Annotated in this window: 18 protein-coding genes and 1 tRNA gene; 11 read left to right on the top strand and 8 right to left on the bottom strand. The window is 48.2% G+C overall.

What is annotated here, in order from left to right:
• A complete protein-coding gene (locus tag Pan161_RS03585) occupies positions 1-1,374 on the top strand; it encodes a tRNA modification GTPase (protein ID WP_197995679.1) in 1,374 nt (457 codons plus the stop codon).
• Between the two features lie 15 nt (positions 1,375-1,389).
• On the opposite strand, the gene Pan161_RS03580 is transcribed toward Pan161_RS03585, so the two are convergent.
• Complete coding sequence (locus Pan161_RS03580) at positions 1,390-3,000, bottom strand: SLC13 family permease (protein ID WP_145224221.1); 1,611 nt, start codon at positions 2,998-3,000, stop codon at positions 1,390-1,392.
• An 82-nt stretch (positions 3,001-3,082) separates the two neighbouring features.
• The gene (locus tag Pan161_RS03575) at positions 3,083-3,556 is read right to left on the bottom strand and encodes a universal stress protein (protein ID WP_232103607.1); all 474 of its coding nucleotides are present in this window, start codon (positions 3,554-3,556) and stop codon (positions 3,083-3,085) included.
• Positions 3,557-3,838: 282 nt separating this feature from the next.
• Here Pan161_RS03575 and Pan161_RS03570 point away from each other — a divergent pair, with 282 nt between their 5' ends.
• The 4 genes from Pan161_RS03570 to Pan161_RS03555 all read left to right on the top strand — a co-directional run bounded on the left by Pan161_RS03570 (position 3,839) and on the right by Pan161_RS03555 (position 7,880).
• Positions 3,839-4,687 (top strand): sugar phosphate isomerase/epimerase family protein, encoded by an 849-nt coding sequence (locus Pan161_RS03570; protein WP_145224219.1) that lies wholly within the window; start codon positions 3,839-3,841, stop codon positions 4,685-4,687.
• A 53-nt stretch (positions 4,688-4,740) separates the two neighbouring features.
• Entirely contained in the window at positions 4,741-5,973 is a 1,233-nt protein-coding gene (locus Pan161_RS03565; RefSeq protein WP_145224218.1) for a hypothetical protein, read from the top strand.
• Between the two features lie 249 nt (positions 5,974-6,222).
• On the top strand, positions 6,223-7,584 hold the full coding sequence (locus Pan161_RS03560) for an HD-GYP domain-containing protein (RefSeq protein ID WP_145224217.1): 1,362 nt from the start codon (positions 6,223-6,225) through the stop codon (positions 7,582-7,584).
• Positions 7,585-7,807: 223 nt separating this feature from the next.
• Positions 7,808-7,880 (top strand) — tRNA-Phe (locus tag Pan161_RS03555).
• A gap of 177 nt (positions 7,881-8,057) precedes the next feature.
• Here the strand turns inward: Pan161_RS03555 and Pan161_RS03550 are convergent.
• Positions 8,058-8,339 (bottom strand): hypothetical protein, encoded by a 282-nt coding sequence (locus Pan161_RS03550; protein WP_145224216.1) that lies wholly within the window; start codon positions 8,337-8,339, stop codon positions 8,058-8,060.
• A 233-nt stretch (positions 8,340-8,572) separates the two neighbouring features.
• Here Pan161_RS03550 and Pan161_RS03545 point away from each other — a divergent pair, with 233 nt between their 5' ends.
• The 4 genes from Pan161_RS03545 to Pan161_RS30400 all read left to right on the top strand — a co-directional run bounded on the left by Pan161_RS03545 (position 8,573) and on the right by Pan161_RS30400 (position 10,691).
• A complete protein-coding gene (locus Pan161_RS03545) occupies positions 8,573-9,355 on the top strand; it encodes an SIMPL domain-containing protein (RefSeq protein ID WP_145224215.1) in 783 nt (260 codons plus the stop codon).
• A 153-nt stretch (positions 9,356-9,508) separates the two neighbouring features.
• On the top strand, positions 9,509-9,757 hold the full coding sequence (locus Pan161_RS03540; protein ID WP_145224214.1) for a histidine kinase: 249 nt from the start codon (positions 9,509-9,511) through the stop codon (positions 9,755-9,757).
• A 17-nt stretch (positions 9,758-9,774) separates the two neighbouring features.
• Positions 9,775-10,275 carry a hypothetical protein gene (locus Pan161_RS03535; RefSeq protein ID WP_145224213.1) on the top strand — a complete coding sequence of 167 codons (501 nt, stop codon included), beginning with the start codon at positions 9,775-9,777 and terminating at the stop codon, positions 10,273-10,275.
• A gap of 260 nt (positions 10,276-10,535) precedes the next feature.
• Positions 10,536-10,691: a VOC family protein gene (locus Pan161_RS30400; RefSeq protein WP_197995678.1), complete on the top strand. Its 156-nt coding sequence runs from the start codon at positions 10,536-10,538 to the stop codon at positions 10,689-10,691.
• A gap of 51 nt (positions 10,692-10,742) precedes the next feature.
• On the opposite strand, the gene Pan161_RS03525 is transcribed toward Pan161_RS30400, so the two are convergent.
• Both Pan161_RS03525 and Pan161_RS03520 read right to left on the bottom strand, forming a co-directional pair.
• Positions 10,743-11,210, bottom strand: a complete 468-nt coding sequence (locus Pan161_RS03525) for a DUF4184 family protein (RefSeq protein ID WP_232103750.1) — start codon at positions 11,208-11,210, stop codon at positions 10,743-10,745.
• A 91-nt stretch (positions 11,211-11,301) separates the two neighbouring features.
• Positions 11,302-11,796 carry a hypothetical protein gene (locus tag Pan161_RS03520; protein ID WP_145224211.1) on the bottom strand — a complete coding sequence of 165 codons (495 nt, stop codon included), beginning with the start codon at positions 11,794-11,796 and terminating at the stop codon, positions 11,302-11,304.
• A 209-nt stretch (positions 11,797-12,005) separates the two neighbouring features.
• On the opposite strand from Pan161_RS03520, the gene Pan161_RS03515 reads away from it, so the two are divergent.
• Both Pan161_RS03515 and Pan161_RS03510 read left to right on the top strand, forming a co-directional pair.
• Positions 12,006-12,212: a hypothetical protein gene (locus tag Pan161_RS03515; RefSeq protein ID WP_145224210.1), complete on the top strand. Its 207-nt coding sequence runs from the start codon at positions 12,006-12,008 to the stop codon at positions 12,210-12,212.
• A 38-nt stretch (positions 12,213-12,250) separates the two neighbouring features.
• Positions 12,251-12,775 carry a hypothetical protein gene (locus Pan161_RS03510; protein ID WP_145224209.1) on the top strand — a complete coding sequence of 175 codons (525 nt, stop codon included), beginning with the start codon at positions 12,251-12,253 and terminating at the stop codon, positions 12,773-12,775.
• A gap of 203 nt (positions 12,776-12,978) precedes the next feature.
• Here Pan161_RS03510 and Pan161_RS03505 read toward each other — a convergent pair whose 3' ends face one another.
• The 3 genes from Pan161_RS03505 to Pan161_RS03495 are packed head-to-tail and all read right to left on the bottom strand — an operon-like array spanning position 12,979 to position 17,075.
• Positions 12,979-13,302: a response regulator gene (locus Pan161_RS03505; RefSeq protein WP_145224208.1), complete on the bottom strand. Its 324-nt coding sequence runs from the start codon at positions 13,300-13,302 to the stop codon at positions 12,979-12,981.
• On the bottom strand, positions 13,303-15,333 hold the full coding sequence (locus Pan161_RS03500) for a PAS domain-containing sensor histidine kinase (RefSeq protein WP_145224207.1): 2,031 nt from the start codon (positions 15,331-15,333) through the stop codon (positions 13,303-13,305).
• Complete coding sequence (locus Pan161_RS03495; protein WP_145232489.1) at positions 15,330-17,075, bottom strand: HDOD domain-containing protein; 1,746 nt, start codon at positions 17,073-17,075, stop codon at positions 15,330-15,332. Before Pan161_RS03495 ends, Pan161_RS03500 begins: the two co-directional genes overlap by 4 nt.
• Between the last annotated feature and the right edge of the window lie 235 nt (positions 17,076-17,310).

The raw sequence follows: 17,310 nt of genomic DNA, 5'->3' as shown, positions 1-17,310 counted from the left end.
ATGAATCTGCAATTTGACGATACCATTGTCGCGTTAGCCTCTGCACCCGGAAGTGGTGCAGCAGGTCTGATTCGTGTCTCCGGTTCTGATATTATTCCCTGTCTGGAGCACTGCTTTCACTCTGATGATCAATGGCAGAACTCACGGCTGCCGACACGTCATCCCGGCACTATCAGACTGGCAGGCAGTGATTCACGATTACCGGGGGCACTCTATTTCTGGCCGACTGTGCGGAGCTTTACAGGGCAACCTCTGGCAGAATTTCATACGATCAGTTCGCCTCCACTGCTCGAGTCAGCCATCGAAAATCTGGCGGCACACGGTGCCCGGATGGCGCGACCCGGTGAGTTCACGCTGCGTGCGTTTCTGGCAGGACGTGTGGATCTGGTCCAGGCAGAAGCCGTGCTGGGAGTGATTGACGCATACGATCATGAAGAGCTGAACCTGGCGCTCAGTCAGCTGGCAGGAGGCGTCTCCACCAGGATCGGCGCTGCCCGGCTGGAACTGCTGGAACTGCTGTCAGAGCTGGAAGCCGGTCTGGATTTTGTGGAAGAAGATATTGAATTTATTGATCGCGAAACCCTGGTGAAACGCTTGCAGAAGATTCGTGCGTTCTGCGAGCACCTGTATCTTGACTCCTCAGAACGGATGGAATCGACGGGGAACCTGTCACTCGTACTGGCCGGTCTGCCGAATGCCGGTAAGAGTACTTTGTATAATGCTCTGGTAGGTGACAAGCAGGCGGCTCTTGTTTCCGACATCGAAGGTACCACCCGTGATTATCTGGCGACCTCCCTCAACTGGAACGGACAGCCGATTCAACTGATCGATACCGCTGGGCTTGAAGCGGGCGTGCATGGGATTTCAATCTCTGCTCAAGAGTTCCGCCAGCAGAAGATGACACAGGCAGACCTGGTCATATGGTGCACCGCGGCTGACTTGCGTCCTGAACTAAAAAGTGTTGATCAGTCACAGCGTGAGCAACTTGCCAAATCACAGAATGTCTTAACCGTTTTGACGAAAAGTGATCTCTCCCCTGCCCTGGCTGCGACCCACAAATGCGAAGTAGCCTTGAGTGTGGCTGAAGAAACCGGACTGGATGATCTCAAGCAACTGATTCTTTCGCGATTAACTGAATATCGTCGAGGCAGTCGCCAGTTGATCGGTTCAACCGCTTCCCGTTGCCGCGATAGTCTGCGTCAGGCGGGACTGGCATTACAGGCAGCGGAAGAAGCAGCGCAGTTACAAGTGGGTGAAGAACTGGTTGCGATTGAGATTCGCGAAGCTTTGCAGCATCTGGGGCAGATTGTCGGTCAGGTTTATACAGATGATATTCTGGATCGCATTTTCAGCAAATTCTGCATCGGCAAATAATTAATTGCTTACGTGTTAATCCTGATGAACCCATTCGGGGACGGTGCCAAACTCAATCCCGAGTTGCGGTACGAAATAGAACCACATGAATGCGGTCAGCAGAAAGACCCCAATCAGATTGAGGATGATGCCGTATTTGAGCATGTCCGACATTTTGATTTTACCCGATGCGAACACAATGGCATTGGGAGGCGTGGCAATCGGCATCGTGAAGGCGCAACTGGCTGAAATCGCAGCGGGAATCATGATCAGACGCGGGTCGATGCCCAGACTGACTGCCGTCGCCGCCATGATGGGCAGCACTGTATTCACAGTCGCGATATTGGATGTGAATTCCGTCAAAAACGTGAGCATCAGACATGCGGCAAAGATAAGTGCCCAAGGGGGCCAGCCTGTGATAAATTGTGAAAATACCTCTCCGACCCAGTCAGAGAGTTCCGTGCTGCTAAACGCGCTCGCGATCGCAAACCCGCCTCCAATCAGTAGCAGCACTCCCCAGGGAAGTCGTTCTGCCGTCTCCCAATCCATCAGGTATTGTGTTTCCCCCTGTTCCGATTTCTGAGCCGGGATTGCAAACATGAGTAACGCCATGCCCATAGCTACCGTGGAATCATGCACCCAGCCTGATGCGGAATCCACGGAAACACCCCACTTTGTCAGAAAATGAATCGGCAGTGTTTCCCAGCCAGGCAGCAGAACGAAATTTTCTCCAAAAGTGAGTGGTTTTCGGGTGATCCATAAAACGGCTGTGATCACAAACACAAGCAACATCAGGATTTCCGGTCGTGTCGGCTTCCCCAGTTTCCTGACATGTTCATTGATAATCGCTTTGGAGGACTCTTTTGAGCTCGCCAGCTTTGGCATATTCCAGCAGAGTACGATCCAGGTCAGCATCAGAAAGGTAATACCAAACGGAACCACCATGATCATCCACTCCCCAGCTGATAACTTAGGGCCATCAGGAAACTGAGAAGTCCAGATCGACTGAAATGCAATATTTGTAGGCGTTCCGATGAGTGTGGTCACCCCGCCAATGCTTGCGGAATAAGCAATACCCAGCAGTAAGGCGACCGAGAAATGACGAATTGCTTTTGAGGAGTCTTCCTGAGATTCAAACATGGACAGCTCGGAGATCGAACCGATAATCGCCATGCCAATTGGCAGCATCAGCAATGTCGAAGCAGTATTGCTGATCCACATCGAAAGAAAAGCGGTTGCAAATAAGAAGCCGAGCACAACCCGACGTGGACTACTGCCGATAACACGAATCGTATTTAACGCGATACGCCGATGCACGCCCCATTTTTCAATTCCCAGCGCAATGATGAATCCCCCCATATACAGGAAGATATTCTCATTCATGTACGACGCACTGACGGTTTTCGGGTTCTGAATGCCGAAAATGGGAAACGCGACCAGGGGGATCAGGCTGGTCGCGGCGATGGGAATCGCTTGCGTCATCCATAGAATCGCCATCAATGCCGTGACTGCGGCCAGACGCTGAGCCGAGGATGTCATGTCTGCAGGTGTAGGCAGATTCAGAACGATCAAAAATGCGATCAGGCTGAACAGCTTCCCGTAGAAGGGAATTCTGCTTTCTCCCGAATGTGATGAGTCGCCAATCACGAATAGAGTTATCCCGTATTATCTCAGTACAACATTCGTAGAGAGTAGGTGTCAAGATCAGGATGCACATGGATGCGAATGGTTATTCGTCATCGGATATCGGGTGAATGAACTGATGACCTTTAGGCCGTACCGTCAAAACCGGACAGGATGCCTTGCGAACCACTTTTTCTGCGACACTGCCCAGCAGCAGATGTGCGGTGAAAGAACGTCCGTGCGTACCAACTACGATCAGATCAATCTCTTCCCGCTTGGAGTATTTTAGGATGTCTACAAACGGATTTCCGTGTACCCAGTGGGTTGAAATTTCCAGACCTGCTTTGTCTTCATCCAGGATCCAGTTATCCAGCCGGGTTTTGGCGAAGTTTTCAAAGTCTTCTTTGGGAGGCAGTGCGTAGCTCTCAAACATAGGCATATAGACCACAGGGTCTTCAATCACATGCAGCAAATGCAGTTGGGCACCGAATTTTTTTGCCAGTTCGACTGCATACTGAGTCGCTGCCTGAGAGGTTTCGCTGAAGTCTGTTGGAATCAGGATTTTTTTGATGTCGATCATGAGCATTTTCCTTGTATTTACCGAGCTGGCAATCTTTGCGTGCTTTGCAAGAAGAATTCATTATAAGAGGTGTTTGTCTGGAAACAATAGCCGGGGAAACCGCAATCACGGATTCGTAAAACTGTTTCTTTAAATTGTAAAGAATTCGGAGTCCTCGTTTGTGAATCTGCTTGTATCTCCTTATGATGAAAGTACCTCTGCCCGAAAGACGGGGTGGTTACGTCATTGAAAAATGGAACAATATATAGAGAATCCTAAACGTTTAAATTGTGGAGTCAGAAAATGGAAAAATGGCCTATTGGTGTATTCGCCTCGGTTGATGCAGGATTAGGAGTGCATTTTGACGTGGTTCAGGAGTTGGGAATTCCCACCATTCAGATCCATGCACCTCACAAACAGACGCGAACTCCCGAAGTGGCTCAGGAATTTCTGGAACGCTGCAAAGCCGCCGGGATCAAACTCACTTGTGTCTTCGGCGGATTCGATGGCGAAAGTTATGCAGATATCCCCACCACAAAACAGACCGTCGGGCTCGTTCCCGCTGAAACACGGGCAGCCCGCGTTGAGGAAATGAAAGAGATTTCAGATTTTACCAGATTACTCGGATGCGATACCGTCGCTCTGCATATTGGCTTTGTTCCAGAAGATCGTGAATCAAACGATTATAAAGAACTGGTCAAGGTCACACAGGGCCTGCTGGATCATGTCAAAGTGAATGGACAGAACCTGAATCTGGAAACAGGTCAGGAGTCTGCAGACCATCTGCTGGACTTCATCAGTGATGTCGGTCGAGATAATCTGAAAATCAACTTCGACCCGGCTAATATGATCCTGTATGGAACAGGCGACCCGATCGCTGCCTTGAAACGCGTTGGGCATCTGGTTGGCAGTGTCCACTGTAAGGACGCCACCTGGGCTGCTGAGGGCAAACGGGGTATCGACTGGGGAGCGGAAGTTCCTCTCGGAGAGGGCGATGTCGGTATGGGAACCTACCTGCGGACTCTGGATGACATTGGATATACCGGCCCGCTGACAATTGAACGGGAAATCCCCGAAGATCGCGAACAGCAGAAAGCTGATATCGGCAAAGCCGTTTCGCTGTTAACAGAGCTGAAAGAGCAACTCAGTTAAACTGAGGGGACTGCACTTTGAATTCAGCAAAGTGAACGTTTCGGAGACCGTTTGTGAAAACACTGATTGAAGACGTGACCTGTGCCGGATGTTATTGTGCATGCGATGATATTCAAGTGACGAGCGACGGGCAGCAGATTCAGGAAGTTCAAACCACCTGTTCTCAGGGGCAGGTCTGGTTTGAACGTGCAGCGATCACAGATCAACTGGTTCCCCGGATTCTGGGAAGACCTGTATCTCAAAAAGAGGCCATCGAACGGGCTGTCGAACTGATTCAACAGTCGCTGGCACCACTTGTAACCGGTCTGTCTCAGTCCTCTACCGATGCCCAGCGCGCTGCTGTCGCTTTGGCAGATCAACTGGGAGCAACGATCGACACTGGTGCTGCGGCGGTGACGAGAGCCCTGCAGCAGGTGGGAGAGGCCACCTGCACTCTCGGCGAAGTACGCAGCCGTGCCGACCTGATTATTTACTGGGGAGCAGCGGACCTCCTGGTGAATGCAAACCATCGACAGAGTCTGGAAACAAATTCCGCGGAAGTCTCTCGTAAAGTCATCGTGATGGGGGAAGCATGTTCGCGCGAGACTGAGTTTGCAGATGAATACATCCAGGTGGAACCCGAGCGGGAACTCGAGGTCATCTGGCAGCTTCGTGCACTTCTGAAAGGTGTGGACCTTGCCGGAAAAGAACCAGTAGGGATTGCGGAATCGGAACTGCAGTCACTGGCTTCACAACTGAAACAGAGTAAATACAGCGTCTTTTTTACCGGGCCAGAATTCAAACAGGGGGCCCTGGCGCATCGCAAACTGGAAGCGCTTTCACTGCTGATCAAAGAAATTCAGAGCGAACGTCGCTGCCACGCAATCACCGTACCCGCTGCCAAGGAGACCAAGGGCGCAGAACATGTACTGGCCTGGCAGACCGGGTATGCGGCTGCGGTCAATTTTGCTTCGGGGTTTCCCCGCTATTCACCAGGCGAGTATCAGGCCACTCGCTTGCTGGAACAGTCGGAAGTCGATCTGTGTATTCTGGTGGGAGGCAATCCACAGGCAGGATTATCAGAACAGACAATCAAATGTCTGAGCAATATCCCGTCCATCCAGATTGGTCCCGCTTTGATCAAGGACTTTCAGCCTCACGTATTCCTGCCGGCAGGCATCACCGGGATCCATTTTCCAGGTTCGATGTACCGCTATGATGGAACGCCACTCCCCTTGCGTGGCTTTCTGCCCACTGTTCAAAATAGTGAAGCGGAAGTGCTGATACAGATCAGTAAAACTCTATAGTTTCTTAGATACTCACTCACGTCAGAGAAACCCCTCCTTTGAATGTTACCTGATCGGTAAATTCGGAGTAACAGGCACATCGCGAATCAGAATTTTGCGTCGCAAATCCCTCCTCAATGATGTTTTCCTGTTTTTGAAACTAGGCTTACAGTGAGAGAATTCTTTACGAGAGAGTAAGCGTTCTATTGATAATCCGCTGTTTTGAATCGGCTATGGTTTAAGATCCGATTGCCTCATCAGGTTGTGAAAATGTCTACAGAAATAAAAGAACAAACAGATCTGTCCGTTGATTCTCAGATTAATCCTCAGGATACCGTCTCCATACGCGTCGAAGATCTGATTGTGGGGCGCAGAATCAATCATCCGATCTATGATACAAACGGCGTGTTACTGTTGGCTGCTGATTCAGTGGTAAATTCACGGTTCAAGCAGTTATTGCGCGACCGGAAAATGCCTCAGGTTGAGATTCATAGTGACGATGCCGCCTCCGTCAGCCTGGGAGGGTTGGCTGCAGATTCCATGCTGCAGGAAGGAAACCAGGGAATCTTTTCAACGGAACTGACCGCAAAACTGGACCGGTTAATTGAATCGGGTTCGATGTTCGTCGCCAACACCGGACCGGCAGTCCGGGATTCCATGGTGATGCATGGCTGTAAGGGTTACGATGCAGCCCACCGCGAAAAGTTATTTGAACAGCAGCAGCAATTTGGTGAGTCCCTGGATGGGATGATGCGTGGTGCCCTCACAGGGAAAACTCCCAGTGGAGCAGAAATTACCGGGATGGCAGCCAGTTATCTGACACAGCTGACTTCTGATGCAGACAGTGTGATCTCGGCCGCGGCTGAAGCTGGTAAAGACGAATCACTCTCGCAGCATTGCCTGCAAATGTCATTGCTGGGCATGGCAATTGGCACCGAACTGAATCTTGATGAGAACAATGTTCGCAACATCGGTTTATGTGGCCTGGTTCATGACTGGGGGATGGTTCGTGTTCAGGAGAAAATCGGCAAAGGACGTCGTCAACTGAGTCCGCTGGAACGCATGGAGATGCAGAAACATCCGATTTTCTCACTGGAAATGCTGGAAAATGTGGCAGGAATTCCCAGTATTGTGCCGGTCGTCTGTTATCAGGTGCACGAGCAGCCTAATGGCCTGGGGTATCCACGACAGCGATCACAGAAAATGATTCACATGTTTGCCCGCATTCTGAATGTCGCGCATTCCTATGTTTCTCTCACGAGCTCCAGGGAAGACCGCCCTGCTCTGATGCCTTATGCGGCCATGGAATATCTGTTACGGCTGACGAATGATAAAACAATCGATCAGGCACCCATGCGGGCTCTATTAAATCTGCTCTCTCTGTTTCCTATTGGGAGTATCGTGATTCTCACCGATGGAAGTGCAGCCAGAGTCATCCGCCGAAACAAAGATTATTACACCAGCCCGATCGTTCAATTAATTCAGACTTCCGATGGCAAAAATGTGGATCCGCTGGATCCGGACAGTATTATCGATCTAAATGAAAGTGAACTGGAAATCGATCAGGCCTTGCCTACCCCCGGTAAAGATGAGATCGATTTATCGTCGGATCTGTTTGATGATCAGATCTAAGCAGCTTTGATCGTTATAACACACAGATTCCTCACAACTTAAACAATGAATTTACCAGTATTTGCAGCAGATCAGACCAGGAAACAGGAAAACTCATGATTCCTGACGAGGAAGTGGTGGTTTTGCTTGAAACTCAGAGTGGAATGGCTTATATTTCCATCTCGCTTCCATTAAGCAATGATTGCATAGGGGGTTAACGCCTTATCTCTCATGCGGAAACGAAGGGCATGTAGCTCAGTTGGTAGAGCACAGGACTGAAAATCCTGGTGTCGGCGGTTCGATCCCGCCCGTGCCCACTTTTAATAGATAAAAACCATGTCAGGCGGGAATGTCAGTTGATATTCCCGCCTGTCTGTTTTTGAAGGGTCTCTTTTTGCACCCCCCTGAACTTCCTGGCAGTTCACGTAGAAAGTCTTTTGCTTCTGGGCTCATGCCCAGTTGCGCGTCCCTCTCAGCCAACGATTCAAAATCGTTCAGGGTATGCTGTCTTCCATTTCATCACCATAATCAGGATCATCTGGGACAATTTCAATAAAGTGGTGACGACGCGAAAGAGCCGCTGACCGTATTCCGTTTCGACCAGGGCCGGGAATCAACTGATAATCAATGACTTTCCCAGAGTGATCGGTATCGGCTTCAGCATAGCCGTACTGGTAACAGTGCTGTTTCCAGTGCCTCAATTCCTGACTGGATAGTGTAGATTGGATCGCCTGAATAATGATCACGGCGATGAATGCAACGGTGGTGACTTTCATTAGAAACTCCCCTATTGCGTGCCCGCTCTGCTTAAAATAACAATATCAGCGCAGTGATTCCAGATGTATTTCATATTTGTCCACACGATATCCTTTTTCTGGTGCTATTCTTTTGGCCAGATATGTGTCTTCCTCATTAAATGATTGACAACCAGGGGGGGGCGAGTATTCTACATAATGGTTGAGGATTCCAAGACTTATATTCTGACTTATAACTAAGTGGGGAAGTTGTTATGAAAATATTGTTAGCTGCTTTGGTGCTGTTAAGTGGCTCAATCGTGGAAGCTGCTGACCAACCATCGATTACTGTATCGGCGAAGAGCGAGATTCAAGTGGCGCCTGATGAAGTCGTACTCTATCTGTCAGCCCATACACGCGACAAACATCTTTCGATTGCCAAACGCGATAATGACGAGATCACCACAGCCGTAATGAAGGTGTTTCCCCGCTATTCGATTCCGGACGAGGATGTAAAAGTCACTGATCTGCAAGTCGATCCGGATTACGGCAAATATGATAATCGATCAGAAACCCCCCTCGCTTATGAATTTGTCCGGTCGATTCGAGTGCGTTTGACCAACTTTAAACACATCGAACCTTTAATTTCAGATGTCATTGAAGCAGGCTTGAATGATATAAGCCGTTTACATTTTCGCGTGAGTAATCAGCGGAAGTATCAGTTCGAAGCACGAAAACTGGCGATGACCTATGCCCGTGAGAAAGCAGTGCACCTGACCGAATTAACCAATATGAAACTGGGATCTCCCTTGCGAATCGAAGAGGGGATTGAATCAAACTGGAACGCCGGCGGGTTTGGTGGCGCAATGGTGAGGCAGGAACAGTCGCAACCTCTGCCCGATCAAAAACCTGCTCAGCCGGTTGAATCAAAGTTGATGCTGGTCAAGCTGCAGAAAGATAAAGGACAGGAGGAAAAAACGATCCAGATTCTCTCGTCACCTGGTCAGATTACTATTTCTGCAGAGGTGACTGTGGAGTTCGCAATGTCATCTGAGTGACAGTGACCGTACTGGAAAACCACTATAGATCCAATAGATTGACAGCCCGGTATTGTCTGTTAGTATCAGCTGTACTCAAGGTCCCATCTGCCAAATCTGAACGTGGTGCCCTGCTCTGCTTTTTGAATTCAATTTTTGTCAGAAAGGATTCCCATGATCAGTACCGCAGAAATCAGCATGTATCCGTTTCAGGAAAACTATAAGGAACTGATCAAAGCCTTTATTGCCAAACTGAGCTACTACCCTGATCTGCGCGTGACGCCGGGGCCAACTTCGACGGTGGTGATCGGCGAGTACGAGCAATTGATGACGTGCCTGACAGAAATGTTTCGCTGGAGTCATGAGGAACATGGCAAAGCGGTCTTCGTCGTTAAAATCATGCCTGGGTATGAGCCCTCATGAGTCGCGGGGCGCAGTCGATGCGAGTCTTATCCCAGATACTTCTGTTGCTTCTGATGGGTTGCACTTCAGATCGACCACCGAAGGAGCCATCCGGTGACAAAATGCCGGCTGACGCAGCGGCCGCATTGCAGGAAGCATCGGCTTGGGAACTCTTCTCGCTCGATCCCTGTATCGAAGAGGATCTGGATGACACCAGCAGATTTCATGGCTGGAAAATTCTGGGGTCCACGCAGTTTACCGATACAAAGGCCAGGCAGAAACTCATGCAGTCTCTGGAGGATAGTGTTGCCGCCAATCCGGGTATGGTTGCCGCCTGCTTCGCACCACGTCATGGACTTCGAGTCAAATACAAAGACCAGCAGCACGATTTCGTGATCTGCTTTGAATGTTACCGGGCAATCAGGTACACGAACGACCAACAACGAGAGGGATTCAACCCCACCGACGCACCAGCTGACGCATTCAACCGTGTGCTGAAAGCCGCGGAGGTCCCCCTGCCTGAACCACCCGCTTTTTAAGCTGCGGCTTGATTTGATTGAGAAGTAATGTTGCTCAACTTTCAGGTTAATCACGAATTAGGGGGGCAATCATGGATCAACTGGAAACGATCGAACTGAAAACGCTTGTGCCTGCGAAAGACTTTGCGCCTTCTTAACGGTTCTATGAAGATCTCGGCTTCAAGATTCCGTAGACGTCCGATGATCTGGCCTATCTCCATTTGGGGAGCTGCACATTTCTGTTACAGACTTTCTATGAGAAAGCGCTGGCGGAAAACTTCATGATGCATCTCTCTGTCAAAAGCGTGGATGCCTGGTGGGAACACGTTCAGAATCAAAAAATCACAGAGAAGTACAACGTGAAAGTGACCGAACCAGAGCAGCGCTCCTGGAAAATGCGGGATTTCGTCCTGACTGATCCTTCAGGCGTCTTGTAGCGGATTTCCGAAAACACCGATTGAGCCAGATGCAAAACAGGCGAATTCCGCTTACGGTTCACGGAGTAGCAGCCAGAGGATCATCGCAAACAGGCCGAGTAGTCCCAGTCCGATATGCAGAGCCGGAACGCTGATGATTCCTGCCAGTGTATTGCCGGTCGTGAACGGCCAGAATGGATGCATGTCATCATGCATCAGGCTGTCGAGAAAGACGTGTGATACCCCACCGATCAAACCCGCCAGCAGCGACTGATTGAGAAGTCGGGTCTTTGGTGTCTGGCTCAGCCGCGTTTTCCAGCGTGAACCAGCGGGCATCCAGCGGACGACGATCAGCACGACGCCCCACATGATCAGACCGGCGATGAGGCCGACCACACTGCCGCCGAGATAGGTATGCAGGTAACGGTGGAGCGGCAGTTCATCTCTGCTCAGATAGTACAGCACTTCCACATCAATCAGGACGTTCGCAGCCATGAAGGATGTCAGCCAGAATGAACGGGGGCCAAAAACTTTAGTCAGCAGTCCGGGGCTGAAATGAAACGGTGTGAGCGGAATGAGAAATTCTCCCTGGCGGAATGTTGAATTCGATTCATTGAGGAATGATTAATATTCAGTTTCCTGTCGTGGCGAACAGGTATCGAGCCCAGAGATGATCCTCTTCCCCCCCGTCAACGATTTTCTGATGACACCAGTCTGTGGGGTACAGGTAAGTTTCGTCATTTAACTGAAGCGGAAGGCCAATTGTGGCTCTCCATTCACAATTGACATTGGATCGAACAACCTCTCCCACATAAGATCCCCATAAGATGGATCTTTTAGTAATCTGGTCTTCCGAAAATGGTGTCTCCAGGTGTTCACGATGCATTTGACCTAAGATCTGATCGACTTTTTTGATCGATTCGGGAGAGTAATCCAGATCAACATCATATTCATTATTTGCGATGTCTACTATTTTAGCAGCATCTTTTTTCATCATGCCTGCCAGAGTCGCATCATTGAATCCAGGGTTGTAATTGTAGTATTGCAGAAATATCGCGTATCCCGCGATCAGGATAAGACAGGCAACTAATATACGAATTCTGCTTTTCGGAGATGATTCGGCCATGAGTGAAAGCATCTGACTTTGAAAGAACGGTCCCGTTGTGTATGAGAAAGACGGAAAGCTATTTTAGCTTACACCGGATCAACAGAGAATGCCGAATTCCGGGGGAAATCAGGATTCTCAAGTTGCCATTGATTTTTTATGCCTGGGTCTGCATTCTGTGAAGAAAGGAAACGGAAGACAGCCTGACTCAATCACAGGGAGATCCTCGTATGCCCGGTTTTTTTGAGATGATGATTCTCAGTTCCATTCTGCTGATCGGGGTCGTTCCCTTCTGGATGATCTGCAGCAAAGCCGGTTTTCCCGGCTGGATCAGTCTTCTGATCTTGTTCCCCGTTCTTTATATCGGACTGTTGTTCTTTCTGGCGTTCGCGGAATGGCCTGCTCTGCAGGAGAGGATAAATCAAGATCCGATTTAAGTGGAATGCAGCACTCAGGATGTGTCAGGTTCGGCTTCATGATGGTTTTATTAAATGTTATTTTCCTGCTCGCGTTATTTTTTATGACATTTGCCGTAATCGCGGCAGTGGTGTGGGGATGCTTGTACCTGGCGGGAATCCGCCACAAACGGCGGTGGCTGATCGGCTCATTCGCCGTGTATTGTCTTTGTCTTGTTATGTTCGATTTCATACTGTCACGTCCTGCGGCTGTTTTCGAACGCACATTCGGCTTTGCTCCGACTGCTGAAGTAATTGAACTGGAGTCATCGATCTGGATATTGGGGGATGAGGGAAAAATTACAATCGCTTTTATTGGCAATCGCGAAACGGTGGAACAGATATTGAAAGCGGTCTGCAGAGGGAACCGGATGTGGGGAAGTCCGAGCATTATCACCGCAACTTTTCCCGGGACTTCGGAAATGAAACGGAAGACCTCTATTTCAATCCGTCGACAGGACGCGTCAGATACTTCTGGAGTGGTGTTGATTAGACTGTTTCCAGTTTTTAAGGCAGGTCTCCAGGGCCATTTGGATCGAGTATAATAGATTGAATGACGCTATGGTTAAAATGTGATACACTCTGATGAAGCAGTGTAATGTTTCCTGTCGGGAGTTTTAGAACTGCGACGAGTAACCTGTTTCATGAATCAGGTAAAATATGACAGTCGGTCGTAGATTACTCCAACTGTTTTCGCCCTGCTGACTTCTCATGTCCCCGGAAACTGGCTTACTAAGCTGCATCCGATCTAGATGGTTTCTAAGACGTCAGTAAATAGTGTGTCCATCATGTTCTGCAGTGTGTTTTGATTAAATGGTTTTTTGATAAATCGATAGCCTTTTGCCGCGAGATTGACGTGGTGAAGATCAGGAGTAGTATCTCCTGTGCAAAAAAGCACGGGAGGCGGGTTTCCCAGTTTACAAATACTTTCATAAGCTTCTGTACCCGTCATCTGCGGGATCGAAATGTCAATCACAAGTCCCTGGATGTTATTTCGTTCCCGTCGATATATCTCCACCGCTTCACGTCCAGTAAACGCGGTAATGATTTGATATCCCAGATCATGCAGCATTCACACAGTGACCAGCGTTGAGATAGAATCATCTGCAGTAATCAATATCGTTTTGTTCTTTGAAGACAAATCTTTTTCAAGAAACAGCTCTTGGTCAAATGCGTCTTTCTCTAGATTCGTTTCGGATTTCTGATAAAACTCGGGAATCACTATTTCAAACCTTGTTCCTTTTCCGGCGGTAGTTTCAAAATCAACCTTTCCCTCATGTTCATAAGCGGCAGAGTACACTATGGAAAGTCCCAGCCCGGTTCCTTTTCCGACTTCCTTTGTCGTAAAAAAAGGATCAAAAATGCGTTCTTGAATTTTTTCTGGTATTCCGGTTCCCGAATCAAGGACATAAAAGCCGATCTGGTTTCTGCCAATTTTTGAAGTGATCAATCGTGTTCCGACAGTAATTGTGCCTCCGGCCGGCATGGCATCACGAGCATTCAGACACAAATTCAAAATCGCCTGTCCCAAAATAAGTGGATTGGCCATAATCGAGGGTAGAGAACTTGCTAATTCAAATTTTAGATTAATCTTATCTGGTATTAATGGTCTGAGTAAATTATTTAAGTCTGCAATCACATTGTCGGGATCGCATATTTTTTTCTCAATATCATCAATACGACTGAAATGCAATAATTGCTGAGTTAGCTGAACTGCGCGATCGATGGCAAGAATACTTTCCGAAAGATCTGAATACGCGGCCGATTGCGGTGTCAGTTCGTCCTGCGCGAAACAGACATAACCGCGAATTGTCTGCAATAAATTGTTGAATTCATGCGCCCCGCCCCCTGCCAGTTCTCCCACTGCCTGCATCCGTCCTCGATGACGCAGTTCCAGTTCTTTCTGACGTAGAGCTTCACGCGCCATTTCCAGTTCGGTGATGTCGATTGAGACCTCGAGTATTCCTGTCGTGTTATCATGTAGCTTAAGAGGAACCTTGTTCCTGTCTAAAATCTTCTGATCACCATTAGTTAAGACCCGGGATTCGATCTGATGCATCAATGGGATACCGGTCGCTATGACATTGAACTCGTCTTTAAGTTGTTGTTCAATGTAAGTGGATGCAGGTCTCAATTCTGATTCTGTTTTCCCCAACATTTTGCGGGGGTGTTCGTATCCTGAAAGTTCCAGAAAATTATTATTACAGCCCAGATAGTGTAAGTCAGCGTCTTTCCAGGACACCGAAAAGGGAATGACATCTAAAATTGTACGCAGGAGTGTATTTTGTGTGTCGAGAAGATTCTGGGTTTGTTTTTGACGGGTGATATCAAAGTGTACTCCTACCACCCGCGTCGGGAGCCCCGAATCATTCCTCTCTACGACCTGGCCGCGTGCCATCGTCCAGCGATATTGATTGTGGTCGCATAAAATACGATGTTCCGAGATGAAATAGTCCTGGTTATCACTTGTCACCGCTGCCAGTTGCTGTGTAAACAAATCTAAATCTTCCGGATGAATCCGTTTTTCCCAAGAGTCCAGATTGTGGGCGAGGTTTTCAAAGTCTGCTCCAACCAGCATTGCCCAGCTTTTATCGTAAACGACCCTGTCTTCGGCGGGGCTCCAGTCCCAGCTTCCTACCTTACCACCGGCAAACGCGAGTTGAAGAAGTTCTGAATTTTCGAGAGCCCGATTATTGGCTTCAATCAGCTTGTTCTGAAATACCACACTGGCTGTCACATCAGTCAGAATAGCCATGTAGCCGGTCAAGTTTTCATTCTCATAGAGTGGCTGACATTCAATGTAGTTCCAGTATGACTGGCCACCCTTTGTATAATTCAGCACCGCTTTGGAGAATGGTTCTTTACTGGCAATGGCCTCTCTCATACTCGCTATGTCTTCCTGGTCTGTTTCAGGACCTTGAAGTAAGCGACCCGGGTGTTTGCCTCGCGCTTCGGCAAATGAGTAACCTGTTGTACGCTCAAAGCTTCGATTGACCCAGGTGATATGACAGTTGGCGTCCGTTATGACAACGGCGTTGACCGTCTTTTCGATCACTTGTGTGAGAGTATTTACATCAATTGAATTCTTAGTGAATGGACTCATACCTGTTGGGGATCACTTATCTGAAGTTGATTAACGATTGCTTCCAGTTCGCCGGGTTCCAGGGGAGGTGTTCGTAAAATATCTGTCATCTGATTTGTTTTTTCGATGGCAGTCAGAAATACATCTTGTGCTTCCATTCTGCTCTTCTGATAATACTCAGCTAACAGCGTATTCACTTTAAGAATTCGCTGCGGTACAGGCTGGTCACACATCTCAGCAAATGCTTCCGCAAGACGCATGCAGCGGACCAGTCCCTGTGCCATGATGGGCAACTTCGTCTGCTCCTCCTGATGATGCGCATATACAGGTTGTACGATCGAAAAAGGAAAACCCCAGGATTGCAGCACAGCCGCAGATACCATTCCGTGGTCAGTATTCGTAACCATGTATTCCGATGTCGTAAATTGCAATGTCGGTATTTGTCGTACTCGTTTGATAACTCTTTCAAAGTAGGCTTCTCCATAATGTTCCGCTTGCACGAGAATCCCGATGTCCTGTAAAATACCGAGTAAATAAGCCGTTTCCGGCGGAACATTTTCGTAAAAACGCGCCACCGATTCTGCGGTTGCAGCGATGAGTGAAGTTCTTTTTAAGTACCAGTTTCGAAAATCCTCTGCCCATGGCATCATCAGTTTGGAACGCACAGTTCTTAAACCCAGCGAGAGGCAAATGGAAATTGCCTGTCGCGGCCCCAGCAAAGTAATGATCCCTTTCAGATCTTTCTGTTTGGAAGTCGATGCGACTTGCGACGAGTTGGCGACTTTAATGAGTTCGGAAGTGAGTCGCGGGTCCGTTTCGATCTCGCTCACTAACTGGGGAATCGAAATATCGAGTGACGATTGTGCTGCGCGTTCTGCCAGTCTGGTAAGGACATGGGGAATGGGAGGTACATCACTGAACTCAGTCACCAGCCTGCGGGCCGCCGGGTCAATCACCAGGCAGTGTTGAGATAATCGTGATAAATAGGCATAGGCCATGTTCAATAGATCTCGCTCATCTATGTCTTGCTCGATTAGTTTCTCAACTCCCTCGCACTCATCAATATTAAGATGGTTAAATGTTATTTTCTCCCCCCTTAAGAATGCGGGAATATTTATTAGATCTGAATGAAGTCGTTCTACGATCTGATTGCCGCGCAGAAAGCCTGATATCTCCTGATCGACAATCAGCAGGTCGATTCTTTTTTCGTTCACGATCTCCAGCAGGTGGTCAGTACTGAGTGCAATGATGACGTTCAGTGGGCTATCGGCGGCTGCCAGTGAAATCCTGCGACAGAATGTCATGTCAGGGCTTAGAATCACTACGTTATTTTTGGAACTGGGTGACTCTGTTGTGGAAGGTGTAGAAGACAGAGATTTCACTGCCGTTTCCTGTGGTGCGGAATCTTTGGTTTCTTTCAGGAATCGGAGCATATCCTGAGAAAACTGTTTATAATCAATCGGTTTATGGTAGAGATGTTGAATGCCTCGTTTCTTCAGGTCTTCTTCGATGCGAGGTTCTTCGATACCAGTTAATACACAAATTAAAGGTGTGTTTTTTTTATTTTCAAGTAGCTTGATGCAGAATGCATGCCCATTTGTTTCTGGCATAATCAGATCTGTAATCACTAGATCGTAATCATGTCGTTCACAATATTGCAGTGCGGCGGTACCATCTTCAGCGGTATCACAGTGGAAGCCCACTTGTGTTAAAGCACGTGCCAGAAGTTGTCGTAACGATGATTCATCGTCTACAATCAGCACATGGTGGGTGAAAGATTTAATGGGAACATTCTCCTTGAATCTCTGTATAAGAAAAAAAGCCGCGTTGAAAGAATCATCGTCAATCTCTGTGTGTACAGAACATTTCAAGATAGTATGCAGGTGAATAAGTCGAAATTATGAGACAGCAATTCTAATTATGATGATTTAAGCTTCATCATCATTACTGAAATAATGAACTATTATTTAGGATGCAGAACGAGATCGGGGCACACAT

Source organism: Gimesia algae (assembly GCF_007746795.1).
Taxonomy (GTDB): domain Bacteria; phylum Planctomycetota; class Planctomycetia; order Planctomycetales; family Planctomycetaceae; genus Gimesia; species Gimesia algae.
This window is presented reverse-complemented; position numbering and strand designations above follow the sequence as displayed.

What these genes read in the sequence shown, in the direction of transcription:
- Pan161_RS03585 (WP_197995679.1), top strand. Translation starts at nt 1, where the DNA reads ATGAATCTGCAATTTGACGATACCATTGTCGCGTTAGCCTCTGCACCC.
- Pan161_RS03575 (WP_232103607.1), bottom strand. Translation starts at nt 3,556, where the DNA reads ATGATCGACATCAAAAAAATCCTGATTCCAACAGACTTCAGCGAAACC.
- Pan161_RS03570 (WP_145224219.1), top strand. Translation starts at nt 3,839, where the DNA reads ATGGAAAAATGGCCTATTGGTGTATTCGCCTCGGTTGATGCAGGATTA.
- Pan161_RS03560 (WP_145224217.1), top strand. Translation starts at nt 6,223, where the DNA reads ATGTCTACAGAAATAAAAGAACAAACAGATCTGTCCGTTGATTCTCAG.
- Pan161_RS03550 (WP_145224216.1), bottom strand. Translation starts at nt 8,339, where the DNA reads ATGAAAGTCACCACCGTTGCATTCATCGCCGTGATCATTATTCAGGCG.
- Pan161_RS03545 (WP_145224215.1), top strand. Translation starts at nt 8,573, where the DNA reads ATGAAAATATTGTTAGCTGCTTTGGTGCTGTTAAGTGGCTCAATCGTG.
- Pan161_RS03540 (WP_145224214.1), top strand. Translation starts at nt 9,509, where the DNA reads ATGATCAGTACCGCAGAAATCAGCATGTATCCGTTTCAGGAAAACTAT.
- Pan161_RS03535 (WP_145224213.1), top strand. Translation starts at nt 9,775, where the DNA reads ATGCGAGTCTTATCCCAGATACTTCTGTTGCTTCTGATGGGTTGCACT.
- Pan161_RS30400 (WP_197995678.1), top strand. Translation starts at nt 10,536, where the DNA reads ATGATGCATCTCTCTGTCAAAAGCGTGGATGCCTGGTGGGAACACGTT.
- Pan161_RS03520 (WP_145224211.1), bottom strand. Translation starts at nt 11,796, where the DNA reads ATGGCCGAATCATCTCCGAAAAGCAGAATTCGTATATTAGTTGCCTGT.
- Pan161_RS03515 (WP_145224210.1), top strand. Translation starts at nt 12,006, where the DNA reads ATGCCCGGTTTTTTTGAGATGATGATTCTCAGTTCCATTCTGCTGATC.
- Pan161_RS03510 (WP_145224209.1), top strand. Translation starts at nt 12,251, where the DNA reads ATGATGGTTTTATTAAATGTTATTTTCCTGCTCGCGTTATTTTTTATG.
- Pan161_RS03505 (WP_145224208.1), bottom strand. Translation starts at nt 13,302, where the DNA reads ATGCTGCATGATCTGGGATATCAAATCATTACCGCGTTTACTGGACGT.
- Pan161_RS03500 (WP_145224207.1), bottom strand. Translation starts at nt 15,333, where the DNA reads ATGAGTCCATTCACTAAGAATTCAATTGATGTAAATACTCTCACACAA.